Origin of the sequence: Nocardia sp. NPDC059236 (genome assembly GCF_042754085.1) — a bacterium.
GTDB lineage: Bacteria > Actinomycetota > Actinomycetes > Mycobacteriales > Mycobacteriaceae > Nocardia.
This window is the reverse complement of record NZ_JBHZAF010000001.1, coordinates 60,849-79,389: the sequence shown is the minus strand read 5'-3', so window position 1 is coordinate 79,389 and position 18,541 is coordinate 60,849. Positions and strand designations below refer to the sequence as shown.

The 18,541-nt window shown below is 69.3% G+C and carries 13 protein-coding genes; 4 read left to right on the top strand and 9 right to left on the bottom strand.

Annotated features, from left to right (window positions below; translation table 11 throughout):
- Nucleotides 1-10: 10 nt before the first annotated feature.
- Nucleotides 11-1,237: an aspartate aminotransferase family protein gene (locus tag ACFXIV_RS00460; protein ID WP_379401566.1), complete on the bottom strand. Its 1,227-nt coding sequence runs from the start codon at nt 1,235-1,237 to the stop codon at nt 11-13.
- A gap of 105 nt (nt 1,238-1,342) precedes the next feature.
- Nucleotides 1,343-1,963 carry a DUF5134 domain-containing protein gene (locus ACFXIV_RS00455; RefSeq protein ID WP_379401565.1) on the bottom strand — a complete coding sequence of 207 codons (621 nt, stop codon included), beginning with the start codon at nt 1,961-1,963 and terminating at the stop codon, nt 1,343-1,345.
- A 377-nt stretch (nt 1,964-2,340) separates the two neighbouring features.
- On the opposite strand from ACFXIV_RS00455, the gene ACFXIV_RS00450 reads away from it, so the two are divergent.
- On the top strand, nt 2,341-3,435 hold the full coding sequence (locus tag ACFXIV_RS00450; protein WP_379401564.1) for an MspA family porin: 1,095 nt from the start codon (nt 2,341-2,343) through the stop codon (nt 3,433-3,435).
- A gap of 31 nt (nt 3,436-3,466) precedes the next feature.
- Here ACFXIV_RS00450 and ACFXIV_RS00445 read toward each other — a convergent pair whose 3' ends face one another.
- From ACFXIV_RS00445 to ACFXIV_RS00430, 4 genes are all read right to left on the bottom strand, one after another.
- Entirely contained in the window at nt 3,467-5,296 is a 1,830-nt protein-coding gene (locus ACFXIV_RS00445) for a hypothetical protein (RefSeq protein ID WP_379401563.1), read from the bottom strand.
- A gap of 4 nt (nt 5,297-5,300) precedes the next feature.
- Nucleotides 5,301-6,359 carry an ATP-binding protein gene (locus tag ACFXIV_RS00440; protein WP_379384109.1) on the bottom strand — a complete coding sequence of 353 codons (1,059 nt, stop codon included), beginning with the start codon at nt 6,357-6,359 and terminating at the stop codon, nt 5,301-5,303.
- A 102-nt stretch (nt 6,360-6,461) separates the two neighbouring features.
- Complete coding sequence (locus ACFXIV_RS00435) at nt 6,462-7,190, bottom strand: IclR family transcriptional regulator (protein ID WP_379401562.1); 729 nt, start codon at nt 7,188-7,190, stop codon at nt 6,462-6,464.
- 5 nt (nt 7,191-7,195) lie between these two features.
- On the bottom strand, nt 7,196-8,635 hold the full coding sequence (locus ACFXIV_RS00430; protein WP_379401561.1) for an APC family permease: 1,440 nt from the start codon (nt 8,633-8,635) through the stop codon (nt 7,196-7,198).
- A gap of 278 nt (nt 8,636-8,913) precedes the next feature.
- On the opposite strand from ACFXIV_RS00430, the gene ACFXIV_RS00425 reads away from it, so the two are divergent.
- The gene (locus ACFXIV_RS00425) at nt 8,914-10,431 is read left to right on the top strand and encodes an APC family permease (RefSeq protein WP_379401560.1); all 1,518 of its coding nucleotides are present in this window, start codon (nt 8,914-8,916) and stop codon (nt 10,429-10,431) included.
- 377 nt (nt 10,432-10,808) lie between these two features.
- Nucleotides 10,809-11,264: a GNAT family N-acetyltransferase gene (locus ACFXIV_RS00420; RefSeq protein WP_379401559.1), complete on the top strand. Its 456-nt coding sequence runs from the start codon at nt 10,809-10,811 to the stop codon at nt 11,262-11,264.
- A 7-nt stretch (nt 11,265-11,271) separates the two neighbouring features.
- Here ACFXIV_RS00420 and ACFXIV_RS00415 read toward each other — a convergent pair whose 3' ends face one another.
- Complete coding sequence (locus ACFXIV_RS00415) at nt 11,272-11,895, bottom strand: Pr6Pr family membrane protein (protein ID WP_379401558.1); 624 nt, start codon at nt 11,893-11,895, stop codon at nt 11,272-11,274.
- 137 nt (nt 11,896-12,032) lie between these two features.
- Here ACFXIV_RS00415 and hrpA point away from each other — a divergent pair, with 137 nt between their 5' ends.
- A complete protein-coding gene (gene hrpA / locus ACFXIV_RS00410) occupies nt 12,033-16,442 on the top strand; it encodes an ATP-dependent RNA helicase HrpA (RefSeq protein WP_379401557.1) in 4,410 nt (1,469 codons plus the stop codon).
- A gap of 187 nt (nt 16,443-16,629) precedes the next feature.
- Here hrpA and nrdR read toward each other — a convergent pair whose 3' ends face one another.
- Both nrdR and ACFXIV_RS00400 read right to left on the bottom strand, forming a co-directional pair.
- Nucleotides 16,630-17,106: a transcriptional regulator NrdR gene (gene nrdR / locus ACFXIV_RS00405; protein WP_354848181.1), complete on the bottom strand. Its 477-nt coding sequence runs from the start codon at nt 17,104-17,106 to the stop codon at nt 16,630-16,632.
- Between the two features lie 106 nt (nt 17,107-17,212).
- A complete protein-coding gene (locus ACFXIV_RS00400) occupies nt 17,213-18,436 on the bottom strand; it encodes a hypothetical protein (RefSeq protein WP_379401556.1) in 1,224 nt (407 codons plus the stop codon).
- Nucleotides 18,437-18,541: the final 105 nt, after the last annotated feature.

Here is an 18,541-nt window from a genome sequence, read left to right as displayed (position 1 = left end):
CCGGTCCGGTTCAGCCCAGGGCGCGGGCGAAGCGGTCGGCCATCTCCGCGACCTGGGCCTCGGTGATGACGAACGACGGCGAGATCTGCAGGGCGCCCTGACCGGCGGCGCGGGTCGAGACACCGTGGGCGCGCAGGGTTTTCACCATGGCGAGGGCCTCGGCCGGGTCGGCCAGCTGGACCGCGGCGACCGCACCCAGGCCGCTGCGCACCTCGGCGACCCGCGGGTGCTCGGCCAGCGGCGAGAAGTACTGGTGCAGCAGGGATTCCAGGTTCTTGCTGGCGTCCAGCAGGTGCTCACGCTCGACGATGTCGAGGTTGGCCATGGCCGCGGCGGCCGCGCCGGCGTGGCCCCCGTAGGTGTAGCCGTGCCGCCACCAGACGCCGCCGGCGAAGAACGGCTCGGCGACGCGGGGCGCGACGAAGACCGCGCCCATGGGAACGTACCCGGAGGTGAGGCCCTTGGCGGTGGTCATGAGGTCGGGTTCCAGGCCGAAACGCGAGGAGGCGAACCAGGATCCGCCGATGCGGCCGAAGCCGGTGACGACCTCGTCGGCGACGAAGAGGATGTCGTTGTCGCGGCAGATCCGCCGGACCTCGGTGAGGTAGCCCTCCGGCGGCAGGTACACCCCGCCCGCGCCGATGATGGGCTCGGCGAAGAACGCCGCGATCCGGTCCGCGCCGACCTCCTCGATGAGGGCGGTCAGCGCCTTGGCCTGATCCCATTCGATGGTGCGGGTGTCGGGCATGAACACGCCGGTGTAGCCCTCGGCATTGACCTGGATGCCGGACAGCGCGGTGCCGCCGACATGCATGCCGTGGTACGCCTTCTGACGGCCGACCAGGATGGTCTTCTCCGGGCGGCCCAGTTCCTGCCAGTACCGGCGGGCCAGCTTGGCGGCGGTGTCGATGCCGTCGGATCCGCCGGAGGTGAAGAAGATCTTGCTGCCGGGCACCGGCGCCAGGGCCGAGAGCCGCTCGGCCAGATCACGGGTCACCGGTGAGGCCAGATCACCGAAGTTGGAGTAGTGCGCGACCTGGGTCAGCTGCGCGGCGACCGCGTCGGCGATCTCGCGGCGGCCGTGCCCGATATTGGCGAACCAGAGACCGCCGGTGGCGTCGAGGTACTGTGTCCCACCCTCGTCCCAGATGTACGCGCCCTCGCCGCGCGCCACCACGAACGCCCCGTCCCGCTCGACCGCACCCATATCGGCGAAGCCATGCCACAGCGAACCCATCCAGAGCACCTCCATCACCCGATATCGGCCACGCCCATCCGGGCGAACCGACCTTTCTTCACCATCTCACCATCACGACGGTGAACAGGTCGAACGGCCCCCGGGTCACCCGGTCGCGGCGGCGACGAGCATGTAGGCGGTGCCGAGATCCATTACCAGGTGCGGCACCACGCCCAGCGATCCGGCCATGCCCATGGGATGCGGGAACACCCGTGGCAACCGGTGGCGCAGCGCCGGCACCGCCATAACCGCCGCGTCCGCCGCGAACAACGCCGCCAGCACCAGCACCGGACCGGGCGCGGGCCCGGCGTGTCCGTGCCCACCGTGTTCGTGCGGCCCGTGCCCGGTCATCGCGTACAGCATCGCCGCGGCCCCCAGCACGTGATACGCGAACGCGCCGACCGTGCCGCCCCCGGTGTCCGGGTCCGAAATCCCGCTGCGCCACCGCAGCATCCGATCTCCCAGCAACAGCGTGTACACGACCACCATGGCCGTCAGCACCCCGCGCACCGCGTGCGGATCGGCGACCGTCGGAAACACCAGCATTCCCAGCATGACCAGGCACATCACCAGGTGTGCGGCATCCGACTCCCGATCCGCGCGCAACCCGGCGCACGGGCCCGTGCGCGCCGTGCCCAGCCTGGCGGCCACCAGGGCGGCGGCCAGGCAGAAGGCGATCACCGCGACCCACCGCACCACCCCGTACTGCTCCACGAATACCGCCACACCCCACCACCTCTCACCGCGGCGACCGGCTCCCCTTCCATGCTGACACCGTCCGGCCCCGACTCCCCCGCCTTTCCCCTGCCGAATCCCCCGCCCGGGCACCGCCACTGGGTGACCGATTACCCGGTGGGAGGCCGGTATCGGCGACCCCGCAACGAAAAAGAAGTAGTGCCGCTCGAAACCTTTTTCCGGCAATGTATTTCGTGGCGGGTATTTCCCGGTCGGCAGGAATTCCCCGGTCGACACGCCTTATCGCCGCGTTCGCTTCCCGGCCCGATGTCTCCGATACGCTCTATTTGCCAGCCAATAGCGGCTGTTCCTGCGATATCGAACTCTGGAAGAAACGCTAGCGCACATCTTCGAGAAAGGATCCAGGTTTGCGGCGTCTACTTATCGTCGCCGCGGCGGGCACGGCCGTGGCAACTCTGGGGGTCCTGGGCGTGTGGGCCTGGGGTACCGATGTGGGCAGAGCCCAGCCACCCGGCGCGGATGTAACCGGTTCGGGAGTTCATGTGACGGCATCGGTCGACAGCGTCGGGGTGAATGCACCCGGCAACCGGACTCCGAACTTCCTCATGACGTTCTCGCATGCCGCGCAGATGTCCGGCGATTACTCGGTCAATGTGGAGGGTGAACCGATCACGGCCGGTCAGGCCGTCGCAGGGTTCATCCTCGGCTGCGGGATCAGTGTGGCCGGCGGCTTCACCGTCGGAATCGAGCCCAATCAAGGCTGGGCCGGCGCCCTGGCCCCGACAGTGAGCCCCGCGACCCCCGCGACCCCCGCGAGCCCCGCGAGCGCCGTCAGCGCGCCGATTGCGACGGTCACGCCCATCCCGAGTCCGTCCAGCGCCTCCGTCATCACACCCAGCGCCATCACACCCAGTACCAGCCCAGCCCGGGCTGCCCTGACCAGTACCAACCCAGCCCGCGCCGCCCTGACCACTACCAGCCCAGCCGGCGCCGCCCCAACCACAACCAGCCCAGCCGGCGCCGCCCCAACCACAACCAGCCCAGCCGGCGCCGCCCCAACCACAACCAGCCCAGCCAGCGCCAGCCAAACCGCTACCACCCCAACCACCCCGACCACCCCGACCACCCCGACCACCCCGACCACCCCGACCACCCCGACCACGACCACGACCACGACCACGACCACGACCACTACCACTACCACCCCAACCAGTGCCAGCCCACCCAGTATCGACCTCGGACCGAGCGTCGGCGGGGCGCTGGGCCTGACCGAAGTCTTGACGGCCACCTTGGGGCCCGGCCAGGTCACCATCGCGACAACGGCGACGTCGGCCCTGGACAACACCACCGTGTTCCCGTACCGCATCACGTTCAACAACGCCGCGTTGAACGTCGCCCAATGCGCCTCGCCGGTGTCGGCCGTCCCCTTCGTCACGACCACGGTGAGTACCGCGCAGGGGGTGGTGCAGACCACCGCCTACGGCGATCAGTTCACCTTCTGAGGCCCGGAGCCGATTCGAGAAGTGTTGGGGGTCAGCGGATCCGGAAGACCGGTCCGCGGGGGCGGAACGGCAGCGCGGCGCCAGCGGGGATCAGGAAGGCGTGTTCGTGGCGGATGCGCAGGACATCGATCATGCCGTCGGTGATGACCAGAATCGGTCCGTCGCCCGGGAAGTCGTCGGCGCGTTCGAGCAGCCGGATACCCGGTTGCAGCACAGTGCCGCCGCGACCGCGCACGCGAACGCGGGAGGCGATCTCGTCGACCGGCAGGTATCCGGCATCGTGGGCGGCCGCGTCGCAGAACACGACTCGGGCACGCGGCACGTCGCGAGCGAGGGCGTAGGACGCGATGGCGCCCAGCCCCTTGCCCATCAGCTCCTCCGACATCGAGCCCGAGGTATCCAGTACCACGCCGAAGGTGGGCAGCCGCACCGATTCATCCGGGCGCGCCCAGGCCGGGCGCGGAATGTCGGGGGTCGCGGACTGGCGGCGTGAGGCGCGGGCGTAGCTGCGGCGCTTCTCGACGGCCGGGACGTGCTCGTCGAACCATTGTGCCAGTTGGGCATCCCAGGGCAGCGGCGGCTGGTCGAGCGCGCGGATCTCCTGTTCCAGCCCGGCCGGGAGCAGTCCGCGGCCGCTGGACTGGTGGTAGGCCAGACCGGTGTGCAGGGCATTGCGGTAGTACTCGTCGAGGTCCAGGTAGCGGCCCGGAGTGTGGCTGTGCGGCAGCGGTTCTCCGAGGATGTCGCTCTTGCCGCGACCGCGCAGGGTGGCGATCTTGCGCAGGCGACGCAGATCGGTCGCGATGCGGTCGTAAACCTGTTCGGCCGAGAGACCTTTGAGCTGCGGGTCGTACAGCAGCCCCTCGGGCAGCTCCCCCACGCCCATCTCGACGAGCCAGCCGTTGACCACGTAGTCGCAGGCGACATTGAACAGGTAGTGGTCACGCCAGCCTGCGCGGTCACCGTGCCGCAGCGCCGCGTGCAGCATTTCGTGCGCGAGGACGAAACGCCACTCTTCACCGGACAGCGCCGCGAACGGATTGATGTAGATCTCGGCCGCCTCGGCATTCACCGCGGCGATCGAAATGTCCCAGCCGCGCGCGAGATCCGCGCCGGCGACGATCGTCATGCCCGCGGCCAGCGCGCCCAGCAGTGGATAGGACGAGACGAACCAGTTGAGCGCCCGGTCCCAGACCCGCAGTGTCTGGGCCTGCCCGTGCGTGACATCGCGGCCGGCCTCGGCCAGCGCCTCCCGGGCCGCCTCGCCGATACCGGCGGCGAAGCGCGCCTGATGATCGCGCTTGCCGGCCGTCTCGGGCGTGTCGACGAAGAAGTCCGGGAACTCGGTGCGGCGGTAGGGCTCCGGGACGCTCGACTGCCACCAGCGCTCGGCCAGCCCCCGTTCATCCGACCCGCCGGGCGGGGGCGGCAACTCGTGCGGCGGGCGGCCGATCTTCAGGGTCAGCAGATATTGGTCGACCATCGCGCAGCAGGCGGCTCGATAGACCGGATGGGGCTGACTCGATGCCGTGATCCAGGTGCGCGCGTAGACGTTCGGCAACAGGGCGCGCTCCGGCAGGACGCGTGGATCAAGGTGGCCGAACCCCGCATGCAGCAGCAGATGCGCGAAGACCCACGCCCATTCCTCGGCGGAGCCACGCCGATTCGAGTCGTAATAGACAGTGCCCCAAGGCGATACGACCGCCCATACATCTTCGGGCAGGCGGCCGTCGATGTCGATGGACCCGTTCTGGATCCGCCGGAACATCGGATGCTGACACACCTGCCGCCACCCGGTGTCGAGATTCTCCCGCCACGGGTCGATCACCTTGCCGCGCTTGCGATTCGAGCGCCCGGCCACGGGGCTACCGCCGCGCCGCCAGCCGCGGCAGATCGCGGGTGACCTCGACCAGGAACCAGGACGGCAGGACCGGCAGCCCATCGTCGTCGGCGGCAATGACCAGCTGCGCGCACTCGACCGAGATCTCGGCCAGTTCGGTGAGCATGGTCTTGGCGCGCAGCGAGAACCGCTTCACCCCGGGCGACGCGTGCTCGCGGGATGCGGGGAGTTCCTTGACGAGCCGGGCCCGGAACGCCTCCGACAGGAAATACAGCAGGTCGCGATCGGCGGGATTGCGGGGCCAGCCCGCCTCACCCTTGACGACCGCCTCCAGGTCGTAGGCGTGTCGCACGGTCTTGACGAAGGCACGGAAGCCGGAAGCGTGTGCGGCGGTGAGTATTCCGGACGACAGCACCGCCAGGGTGGTGTCGTCGATGTCGTCGCCGTAGGAGTGCAGGGCGTCGGAGAGCATGTGCCAGCCGCGCGGGGTCGAGAACGGCTGTTCGGTCTTGGGCGGCTGCGCCCACAGATGGTCGGGCCGCTGCATGACGTACTCGATCACCCAGGCATGAATGTCATTGCCGGCAGCCCATTTCAGCCAGTCATCGACGTCGGCGCGCAAGTGCACATGCACCATGCGGTTGACCAGCGCCGAAGCCATGGGGCGGGCGAGGGCGTTGTCGGTGGCGCGGTTGCCCGCACCGATCACGACCGATCCGGCGGGCAGTTCGTAGGCGCCCACGCGCCGGTCGAGAATCAGTGAGTAGAAGGACTTCTGGACTTCCGCGGGCGCGGCATTGAGTTCGTCGAGGAACAGGCAGTACGGCTGCTCGCGGGCGATCATCTCCGGCGGCGCGAACCGGCTGCGATTCTCGACGATCTGCGGCACGCCGATGAGGTCCTCGGGGGCCAGCTGCGTGCCCAGCAGGGTGACGCAGTCCAGGCCGAGGGCCTCGGCGAAACCGCGCACCAGCGAGCTCTTCCCGATTCCGGGCGCTCCCCACAGAAATACCGGACGCACCACCGCGACGTGCAGCAGCAGCTCCGGCAACTGGTCCGGAGTCACCGTGACAGTCGCTTCCAAATCGTCCTTTCGGCTCGGATGTGGACCCAGGTTAGGAGCGCACACCCGAGGGCGGCCAATGATTTTCGGCGCGGGACGACGTCGCTGGAGCAGCGGGGCGAGTCAGTAGAGCAGCGGGCCCAGGCGGGCGGCGCAATCACGGGCCGGATCGCGGTGGGTCTCGAGCGCCGGCAGCCGGTTGCTCGGGCCGCTCAGGCACAGTGCACCCGCGAGACTGCCCAGGGCGTTGTAGATGGGCAGGGCCAGGCAGGCGACGCCGGGCACGAGTTCGTCTGCGGCCCTGGCGTATCCGGACTGGCGGACGGTCCGCAGATCCTCGGCGAGGGCGGTGTGATCGATCTTGGTACGCGCCGCGATCCGCACCGGGTGCGCGACCAGTGTGCGCCATTCGGTCCGGGCGGCGAGCAGCAGTTTGCCCGCGGCGGAGGCGTGCAGATGCCGTGACAGCTCCCGCTCGCCCGGAATCGGATGGTCCGGGTCCTCGCTGAGCACCTGGACCGCGGCCGGGCGGAAGTTCATGAGGTGCACCGCGAATCGGGTGGACGCACGGAATTCGCCGAGCAGCCCGTCCGCGGCCGCGGGCACCACCGGCATCCGGATGGCGGCGGCGAACCCGTGCAGCCGCGCACCCAGCGCGAAGCCGCGCAGATCGGCAGTGCGGACCAGATACTCGTCGGCGACAAGGGAATTCAGCAGCCGGTAGGTGGTGGCGGGGGCGATGCCGAGGCGTTCGGCGATCTCCTTGGCGGTGACGCCCACGCCGCAGTCGGCGACCGCCTCGAGAATGGCGATGGAGTTGGAGACGGTGGTGGTGCGGTGGGAGTCCTTCATCGCTCCTACCGGAAGGTCGCGGTGGGCAGCAGGTCCGCGCGCTGCGGTTCGTCGTAGATGCCCAGGCCGCGCAACCGATCCGGCGCGCAGACCCGCAGCGCGACGGTGAAGAGCGCGGCGGCCGCAAGCACCGCGGCGTAGGCGATCACGACGGTGACATTGTCGTTGCGGGCCGACACCGCGGCGGCGACCATGAGGATTCCGAGCAGGGTCGCGGTGACCGTGCCGAGCAGCGCCATGCCACGGCTGGGTTCGCCGATGCGGCGCAGCAGCGCCGGAGTGGCCAGGCAGGCAGGCAGATACGAACCCAGATAGCCGAGCGCGCTCAGGGTGAGGAAGCTCCGAATCCCGTCCTGCGGTTCGGCTCCCGACAGCAGGTACCAGACCGCGCAGGCCGTCACCGCGCCGGCCGCCGCGACGATCGCGGGTGCGGGCGTGTGGAAACGCGAGTGCGTGCGACCGGCCGCGGCCGGGGCGATGCCCTCGCGGCCCATGGTGAACAGGACGCGGACCAGGGCATTGATCGAGGCGACCGTGCAGGCGAAGAACGATGCTGCCACCCCGAAATCCAGGACCGCACTCAGGAATCGCGAATTGTCCTGCAGCACCAGGTCCGTCACCGGTGTGGAACCGGCGGCCAGGCCCGGCGGCGCGGCGGCCAGCGCCACCGCCTCCGCAGACACCGTGATCAGATAGATGACCGCGGCGGCGACCGGCGTCCACGCCAGCGTGCGCGGCACCGACCGGAACGGCCGGTAGGCCTCGGCGGACAGCGTTGTCGCACTCTCGAACCCGACGAAAGCGCTGATGGCCACCACCGCACTCATGGCGAGACCACCGGTGCCACCGTGCCATTCGAAGGCCCGGCCGGCCTGCGCGCCGACGCCGTCGCGGGTCAGCAGGTAGCCCATCAGGGCCAGGACCGTGACCACCGAGACGCATTCGATCAGCAGGGTCACCGAGGCGGACAGCCGGATCCCCCGCACCATGAGCACGGCCGCGGCCGAGGCCGCGATCAGCAGCAGCGCGACAATCGTTGCGGTCCCGCCGAATCCGGCGAGTCCGACGGTCACCGCGACCTGGTCCAGATACGTGCCGACCGCGATCAGCCCCGCCACGCTGACGCTCGCGTACCCGGCGATCGCCGACCAGCCGACCGGCACGGCCACCGCGGGGCCGAGCCCCTTGGCCACATACGTGTACAGCCCGCCGGTCACCGCCAGCCGCTGCGCCATCGGCCGGATCACCAGCGCCACACCCCAGGCCAGCAGCGCCGCCGCCAGGAACGCGGCCACGCTCGCCCCGCCCCCGGCCGCGCCGATCACGAACGCCGGGGTGACCACGGCCGTTCCCGACGGAGCGATGGCCGCGACCGACTGCGCGAACACCGGCACGAAAGGCAGTTCGCGCCGGGTCAATCCGCGCACCGGCGAACGTCCGGACACCGGGGGCCGACTCGGCGCAGCCGATCTCATACGTGCGCCTCTCTCTGGACCTGTTCCCTGACAACGGGTTGCCACAGCGTCGCCGATCCGTATTGCACGGGCGTAAACACAGGTAACATCGGCTTGTCTCGAGGCGAGAGAAAAATCTTGTGCCTTTCCCGCCGGCGGTCACCGTCGCACACCCGCCACTGTTACAGACCGTCTATAGCGTTCCGCGCCATCGGAAAAGACCCCGCCACCCGGTGATTCCGGGGCGGGCGCAGCAGAGAGACGGATCCATGACGCAGCAGATAGAACGCGCCACCGCCGCGCCGCCCGGCGCCAATCCACCCGACGGGGTGCACCGCCTCAAAGCCAATGCCGTTGGTTTGCTCGGGGTGGTGTTCATGGCCATCGCCACCGCCGCGCCGATCACCGCCATGACCGGCAATGTGCCGTTCATGATCTCGGCCGGGACCGGGACGGGCACGCCCGCCGCGTTCCTGATCGCCATGGTGGTGCTCGCGGTGTTCTCGGTGGGCTTCACCACCATGTCCAAGCACATCACCGCGACCGGCGCGTTCTACGGGTTCATCTCGTTCGGGCTGGGCCGCTCGGCCGGGCTGTCGGCGGGACTGCTGGCCACCTTCGCGTACATGGTGTTCGAGGGATCGCTGGTCGGGATCTTCTCCAGCTTCGGCACGAATACCGTTGCGGCACAGTTCGGCGTGCACGTGCCCTGGTGGGTGTTCGCGATCGTCATGCTGGCGATCAATGCCCTGGGCACCTGGTTCGGGGTGGCCGTCGCGGAGAAGTTCCTGGTCGTGCTGCTGGGCACCGAGTGCGCGGTGCTGGCCATCATGGGTATCGCGGTGGCGCTGCACGGCGGTGGGCCGCACGGATTCTCGTTCGCGCCGCTGAATCCGGTCAATGCCTTCACCGGGCCGTCGGCGGGGCTGGGCTTGTTCTTCGCGTTCTGGTCGTGGGTGGGATTCGAGTCGACGGCCATGTACGGCGAGGAATCCCGTGATCCCAAGCGGATCATCCCCAAGGCCACCATGATCGCGGTCATCGGCGTGGGCGTGTTCTATGTGCTGGTGTCGTGGATGGCCATGTCCGGCAACGGCATCGGGGAATCGGCGGCGCTGGCGTCCTCCGACAACCCGATGGACCTGTTCTTCCACCCCACCCAGACCTATGTCGGGCATTGGGCGGTGAGCGCCATGCAGTGGCTCATGATGACCGGATCCCTGGCCTGCGGCATGGCATTCCACAACTGCGCCGCCCGCTACCTCTACGCGCTCGGCCGGGAGGGCGTCTTCCCCGTGCTCGAGCGCACCGTCGGCCGCACCCATCCTCGGCACGGGTCACCGCACATCGCGGGCGTGGTCCAGACGGTCATCGCCTGCGCGCTGGTCGCGGGCTTCGGAATCGCGGGCAAGGATCCCTATTCCGGCACCTACACGCTGCTGGCGATCCTCGGCACCATGGCCATCCTGGTGGTCCAGGCCGCCTGTTCCTTCGCGGTACTCAACTACTTCCGCACCCATCACCCCGAGAGCCGGCACTGGTTCCGCACCGTGCTGGCTCCGCTGCTGGGCGGCCTCGCCATGGCCGGCGTGGTCGGGTTGCTGGTCCTCAATATGGGTACCGCCGCGGGCGCCGAATCCAGCTCCCTGGTCCTGAAGGCCACCCCGTGGCTGGTCGCCGCAATCGCACTGGGCGGCTTCGGTTTCGCCGAATATCTGAAGCGTCGCTCCCCCGCCCGATACGCGCGGGTCGGCCGGACCGTCCTGGAGGAAACCCACGAACGCTGACCCGCCCTGATCGGGGCCCTTCCGGAACTCGCGGTATGTGAGGTCCGGCGGCGTGGAAACGGCCCGGAGCCCTGCGGCTTCCGGGCCGTCTTCAGCTTCGAGTCGGCGTGCACGTATCCGACGCCCCGCGATAGCACCCTCGGAACCGTGCCATTGCGGTTCGCCCCACGACGGCCCGAACAGCCGAGCCGGATAACCCGAAATGATCACGAAACCCGGCCGACCACACCGAGTCTCACCGGTCGCAGGAGTGCACACGCACCACACCGGAACGGACGGCACGGTAGGTCGGCGGGTTGGCGCGTGCGGTCAGTACCCGGAACCGGCGGCACGGCCCGTGCCGTCAGGGTCTCGAGCTCGGCGGATAGCCTGGCGGCATGCGCATTGTGATCGACGATCTGAGCGGGGACGAGGTGATCGGACTGCTCGAGGCCCACGTTGCCGAGATGCTGGCGAACTCGCCCGAGGACAGCATGCACGCGCTCGATGTGGCGGCGCTGCGCAAGCCGGAGATCACCTTCTGGTCGGCGTGGGAGGGCACGGAACTGGCCGGGTGCGGGGCGCTCAAGGAGCTGGATCCGATGCACGGTGAGATCAAGTCCATGCGGACCGCGGCGAGTCACCGGGGGCGCGGGGTGGCGTCACAGTTGTTGCGGCACATCCTCGCCGAGGCCGCCGCGCGCGGATACGCGCGGTTGAGCCTGGAGACCGGAGCCGCGGAGTTCTATCTGCCCGCGGTGCGGCTGTACGAGCGCTACGGGTTCGAAGAGTGCGGGCCGTTCGCGGATTACGCGGCGGACCCGCACAGCGTCTTCATGACCCGGGCGCTCTGAGCCGGAGTCAGCGGCCGACGGCCCTGGGTACCAGCCCGTTCAGCGCCGCCGCGATCACGCCCAGGATGGCGAAGATCACGGCCATGATCACCAGCCCGCCGGACAGCTGGGCGTAGCCCTGGTCACGGGGGTCGATGAACGGGTAGGGATACCAATCGGCGAATGGCCCGCGCAACAGCGTGTAGGCGCCGTAGGCCAGCGGGTAGGCCAGCCAGCCCAAGATGAGCCGGATGGTCGGCTTCAGACCGGCGGCCACCAGCAACCAGTCCGCGATCAGCACGATCGGGATCACCCGGTGCAGGGTGTCGTTGATCCACCGCTCGGTCAGCTGCACATCGATATCGGCCAGCAGCACCGCGTAGATGACGAAGGTGATGGCGAGGTAGAGGGTGGCCGCGCCGCGCAGCACCTGCCAGCGCCGGCCGGCCGGGTCACGCAGCCCGCCGACCAGCAGCACGATGATGCCCAGGATGTTGGACTGGATGGTGAAGTAGCTGAAGAAGTTGGGATACGAATAGTTCGGGTTGCCCACATTGCGCAGCGGAATCCAGACCAGCGCGACCAAGCCCAGGATTCCGAAGACGATGCGCAGCACCCGGATCCACGCGGGCGTTCCACCTCTGCCGGCCATGGCCCGATGGTCGCATGCCGAACCACCCGAACGCGGACGATACGCCGGTGCGGCACACTTCCGGCAAGCGCGAGATCGGGCCGCCGGATACCGCGCCGACCGGCCCGGACCGACTCTTCGCTATCGTTGACGATGCAATGACCAGGACCGCCGCCACCTCTCGCGAGCTTCGTTCCCGCCTGGCCGATCTCTCGATCCGCGACGAGCACCGGTTGCGTCGCAGGCTCGACAAGGCCCGCGGCGGCGATCTCACCGACCTCGAAACAGATATCGACGCCGCACAGCGCCGGGTGGACGCCCGCCGCGCCGGCGTCCCTACCATCCGGTATCCGGAGCAGCTACCGGTCTCCGCGCGCCGCGACGACATCGCCGACGCCATCGCCGCACACCAGGTCGTGATCGTGGCCGGTGAGACCGGCTCCGGCAAGACCACCCAGATCCCCAAGATCTGCCTCGAGCTCGGGCGCGGGATCCGCGGCACCATCGGCCACACCCAGCCGCGGCGACTGGCCGCACGCACCGTGGCCGAGCGAATCGCCGAGGAACTCGGCACCGAACTGGGCGACGTGGTCGGCTACACGGTCCGCTTCACCGATCAGGCGTCGGACCGCACGCTGGTCAAACTCATGACCGACGGCATCCTGCTCGCCGAGATCCAGCGCGACCGGCTGCTGCGCCGCTACGACACGATCATCATCGACGAGGCGCACGAGCGCAGCCTCAATATCGACTTCCTGCTCGGGTATCTCAAGCAACTGCTGCCCAAGCGGCCGGATCTGAAGATCATCATCACCTCCGCGACCATCGACCCGGAGCTGTTCGCACGGCACTTCTCCGACGAGAACGGCACGCCCGCACCGATTGTCGAGGTGTCGGGACGGTCGTATCCGGTGGAGGTCCGATACCGGCCGCTGTCGCTGGAGCTTCCGGTCACCTCCGAGGACCCCGACGACGAGGACACCCGGATCGTGGACCGCGACCCCACCGACGCCATCGGCGACGCGGTGCGGGAACTGCAGGCCGAGGGCGACGGCGACATTCTGGTCTTCCTCTCCGGCGAGCGCGAGATCCGCGATACCGCGGACTCGCTGCGGGATATGCGGCTGCCGCGCACCGAGATTCTGCCGCTGTACGCGCGGCTGTCGGCGGCCGAACAGCACCGGGTATTCGAATCGCACACCGGCCGGCGCGTGGTGCTCGCCACCAATGTGGCCGAGACCTCGCTCACGGTGCCGGGCATCCGCTACGTGATCGACCCTGGCACCGCACGCATTTCGCGCTACTCCATGCGCACGAAGGTGCAGCGGCTGCCCATCGAGTCCATCTCGCAGGCATCGGCGCGGCAGCGGTCCGGTCGCTGCGGCCGTGTCGCGGACGGTATCGCCATCCGGCTGTACGCCGAGGACGACTTCGAATCCCGGCCGCAGTTCACCGAACCCGAGATCCTGCGCACCAACCTGGCCGCCGTCATTCTCCAGATGACCGCGCTCGGGCTCGGCGATATCGAGAGCTTCCCGTTCGTCGAGGCCCCCGACGCCCGCGCCATTCGCGACGGCATCGCGCTGCTCGAGGAGCTCGGCGCGCTGGCCCGCGCGGAGGCCGACGCCGGTGCGCGCACGGACATTCCCGACGCCGGTCTGATCCTCACCCCCATCGGCCGCGAAATGGCGCAGATCCCGGTCGATCCGCGCATGGCCCGCATGCTGGTCGAGGCGAACCGCGGCGGCTGCCTCGCCGAGGTCCTCATCATCGTCGCGGCCCTGTCCATCCAGGACGTCCGCGAACGCCCCGTCGAACATCAGCAGGCCGCTGACACCAAACACGCGCGCTTCATCGTCGAGGGCTCCGACTTCCTGGCCTACCTGCGCCTCTGGGACTACCTCCGCGAACAGCGGAACGCCCTCTCCTCCAACCAGTTCCGCCGCCTGTGCCGCGACGAGTTCCTGCACTACCTCCGCATTCGCGAATGGCAGGACCTGCACGGCCAGCTCCGCACCATCACCCGCGGTCTCGGCTGGAACACCGCGGGCTCGGACGCCCAATTCGACCGCACCGCAATGCCTTCCGACGAAGCCGGAAACAACCCGCGCAACCGCCGCGGCCGTAACCCAGGCCGTGGCAGCGGTACCGGCAGTGCCGAGCGCGACGGGAACGGCTCCGGAACCGAATCCGCCGAGCGCGGCGGTGCCGCCGCAAGCTCAGTGCAGGGCCGCAACATCAACGGCGGCAATGCCACTCAGCGCGGTGGGCAGAGCTCCGAGGCCGGGCGTGCGGAGTCGGCACCGGTCGCTGACGACACGCGCCGCAGCGGATCAGTGCGCGGCCGGGATTCGCGCCGCGCGGATGACAGCGGGCGCGGCAGTTCCAGCGGACGCGGCAACGATTCGGGCCGCCGGGGCGGCGCGGGATCGAGCGGGCAGTCGGGCCTGGCCGAATCACTCGCGGCGAAGGCAGGACTGGACAATGACTCGCTGCCGTGGGATGTGACGTCGATCCACCAGGCGTTGCTGGCCGGCATGCTGTCGCATATCGGCGTGCGGGAGGCGGAGACCCGGGAGTTCCTGGGCGCCCGCAATGCCAAGTTCATGATCTTCCCCGGATCGTCGCTGGCAAAGAAGCCGCCGCGGTGGGTGATGGCGGCCGAGCTGGTGGAAACCTCGCGGTTGTGGGGGCGGACGGCGGCACGGATCGAACCCGAGTGGGCCGAGCGGCTGGCCGGGGACCTGGTGAAGCGCACGTACTCCGAACCGCACTGGTCGGCGAAACGGGGTGCGGCGGCGGCCTACGAGCGGGTGACGCTGTACGGCATTCCGCTGGTGACGCAGCGACGGGTGGACTTCGGGCGGATCGATCCGGAGTTGTCGCGGGAGCTGTTCATCCGGCATGCGCTGGTGCAGGGTGAGTGGCAGACCAAGCACGACTTCTTCGCGCGGAACCGCGAATTGCTGGACGACGTCGCGGATCTGGAGCATCGGGCGCGACGGCGCGACATCCTGGTCGACGACCAGGTGCTGTTCGACTTCTACGACCAGCGCATCCCGTCGGACATCGTGTCGGTGCGGCACTTCGACAGCTGGTGGCGCAAGACCCAGCGCGCCGATCCGAACCTGCTGGACTTCACCGCCTCCACGGTGGTGAACGAGGATGCGGCACTGCTGGATCCGACCGCCTACCCCGACAGCTGGCGGCAGGGCGAGCTGACCTTCCCGCTCACCTACCAGTTCGAGCCTGGTCAGGCCGACGACGGTGTCACCGTGCACATTCCGATCGCCCAGCTCGCGCACGTGCGCTCGGTCGGCTTCGACTGGCTGGTCCCCGGCATGCGTGAGGAGCTGGCCGCCGCGTTCATCAAGACGCTGCCGAAACAGCTGCGCCGCACCGTGGTTCCCGCACCCGACTTCGCCAAGGCCGCCCTGGACCGCCTCACCCCGCGCGCCGAACCACTGCGCACCGGACTGGCCCGGGAGCTGTCGCAGCTCGGCTCGGTGACCATCGCCGCCACCATGCTCGATCCGGCGGGTCTGCCCGACCACCTGCGCATGACCTTCGCCGCCATCGACCCGACCGGCGCCGTCGTGGCCCGCAGCAAGAGCCTGGCCGAACTGAAATCCACCCTGGCGGAACAGGTCTCGAAGTCGGTGGCGCGGGCCAACAACGCCGCCGAGCGGGCCCCGTCCACGGTGTGGACCTCCGAATCCCTGGGCACCGTGCCATCCTCGGTGAAGCGCCAGGTCAGCGGTCAGACCATTACCGGTTATCCGGCCCTGGTCGCGGAAGCGGACGGCGTGGCGGTGCGCGTCCTCAGCTCCCCCGCCGCCCAGGCCACCGCCATGCGCACCGGCACCCGCGCCCTGCTGCTGGGCGCGATCACTACCAATACCCGAGCCGTCACCGCGGGCCTGCCGCCCACCGATCGCCTTGCGCTGAGCCAGAATCCGTACGGCACCCTCGACGCCCTGGTCGAGGACTGCCGCGCCTGCGCCGCCGACGAACTCATCGCCGCCAATGGCGGACCGGTGCGCAGCCCCGAGCAATTCCAGGCGCTGGTGGAGAAGGTCCGCCCGCAGTTCACCACGGCCGTCGCGACCATCGTCCGCTCGGTCGTCCCGGTTCTCGCCGAGGCGCACCGGCTGCGCGCCGCCCTCGCCGAATCCCGCGACCGCGACGCCACCGACGATGTCTCGCACCAGCTCGACGACCTGATCTTCCCCGGATTCATCGCCGAGTGGGGCAGCGCCCGGCTGCGGGAACTCCCCCGCTATCTGGAAGCCGCCCGCCTGCGCCTGGAGGCGCTCCCCGCCTCCGCCAACCGCGACCGCGCCGGCCTGGCCGAACTCGACCGCGTCCACGCCGCCTACGACCGCCTCGTCGGCAATCTCCCCGAGGCGCGCCGGGGCGGCCGCGACATCGTCGAAATCTGGTGGATGATCGAGGAACTCCGCGTCAGCCTCTTCGCCCAGCAGCTCGGCACCCCCTACCCGGTGTCGGCGAAGCGCATCGAGAAGGCGATCGACATCGCCCGCCGCCCACCCCAGCAAAAGCGCTGACAGGGCGCGATCTTCCGCGCAACACCACGGGCATGCACTGGCGCACAGGCCTTCTCGGAAACCGGTTGCGGGCCGGCTCATCGCCCTCCGCCGGGCACGAGATGCCAGGAAATGAAGCGGTCCGGCTCCGAATTGCTCGGGGCCGGACCGGGAATCGATGTGGGGGTGACCGGTAGCGGTCGCCCGTTTACTTGGTTGCCGCGCCCACGGTGTGGTCGGCGCGGTGCTTGCGCAGGTCGGCGATCTCGCGTTCGAAATCCTCGGCGGAGCTGAAGGATCGGTAGACCGAGGCGAAGCGGAGGTAGGCGACCTCGTCGAGATCACGCAGCGGGCCGAGGATGGCGAGGCCGACCTCGTGGCTGGGCACCTCGGGGGAACCCTTGGCGCGCACCGCATCCTCCACCTGCTGGGCGAGCAGGTTCAGCGCATCGGAATCGACCTCGCGGCCCTGGCAGGCGCGGCTGACGCCGCGGATGACCTTCTCGCGGCTGAACGGCTCGGTGACACCGCTACGCTTCACGACCGACAGGATCGCGGTTTCGACCGTGGTGAACCTGCGCCCACACTCCGGGCAGGCACGTCGCCTCCTGATGGCGGTGCCTTCCTCGGCCTCACGCGAGTCGACCACCCTCGAATCGGGATGACGACAGTACGGGCAATGCATCCGGGATCCTTCGTCGATGCCTGGGCTTCCACAGCAACCTCGAGCAATCTCGAGGATACCGTGACGGACCCGATCGGCGGCGTCCGCCCGGGTCCGCAGGCCTGAATCAGGTGGTCACCTGCCACTGGGAGGTCAGGTCGGCGAGCAGATCCGGCAAGCGCTGCACCAGCCGCCCATTGGTCAGCATGACCGGGAACGGCACGGCCAGAATCGGTCTCGCGGCGGCCGGATTCGCGCACAGTTCCAGGTAGCGCGGCAGCAGATCGTGGGTGATGTAGTTCCACCGCGTGTCGCGGTCGGCCCAGTTGAAGTCGGGCAGCGGGGCACGCAGCGACATCGCGCCCGTGGTGAGGGTGGTGGGCGCGAAGACGCCGGGCGCGCGGACGCCGGGAACGGCGGCCTTGCCCGCGATCGTGCTCACGTAGGTCATGACCCGGCCCAGGTCGCCGCGGCCGTGCGAGGTGACATCCCACTGGTCGGCGATGATCTGGTTCTGTTCCCGGTCGGTCATGCGCAGCGCGGCGTCGGCCAGGCCGTCGGGGGTGCCGGAATCGATCTCGCGCCAGGCGGTGGCGGCGTTCTCGTCCAGCACGCCGGCCCGGTACATCTCCTCGACACCGGCCAGGCCCGCGGCCGCGTAGGCCTCGTGCATGGGCACCTGGTCGATGAAGATGTGCTTCTGCATGATCATCAGCCGGGTCTGGTACCAGGCCAGATCGTCGGCGGTGAGCCGCTCGCCCGCGGTGCCCAGGGTCCGGATGTCGGCGGGCAGGATGTCCAGCAGCTGCGGCGGGGTGCCGCGCAGCAGATCGGCCACCGAGTCACCGAGTTGATGGATGCCCGGCACGGTGAGAATCGCCGACACATCGCCCATGTCGAAGAAGCCCGATGCGAACGACCCGCCGGCCAGCCCGGCCAGTCCGGTCCACCAGTAGTCCGGGTGCGCGTTGTTGAGCCGCAGGTAGTTCACATAGACCTGGGTGAAGGTGCGGGTATTCGCCGCGACGCCGCGCCCGGGATCCCAGGCCGCCAGGTCGATATCGGCATTCTGGGTCGCGGTGACCAGCCAGTACTGATGCAGCAGGGTCGCGTAGTGCCGCGGCTCGACACCCGCGGCGCGCGCGTCGTCGAGCGCGGCACGCAGGGTGTCCGGATCCAGGGGCAGTGCGGGATTCAATCCGCCGCCGCCCGCGCCGTCACCATTGACCGACGGCAGATCCAGGTACGCGGCATAGGCGGACTCCGCATGCGCGGCCGGTGCGGTCACCAGCCCGACCATCAGGCAGGTGAGGACACCGGCCACCCGGATCAGCCCTCGAACTCTCGGCATTGACGCCCCCTGTCGCTGTGCGCGCGGGCCGGAGCACGGACCGCGCGGATGTAGCCTCTGTCACATCCAGGGGGACGCTAGCAACACGTTTCAGTTTTCAATCTG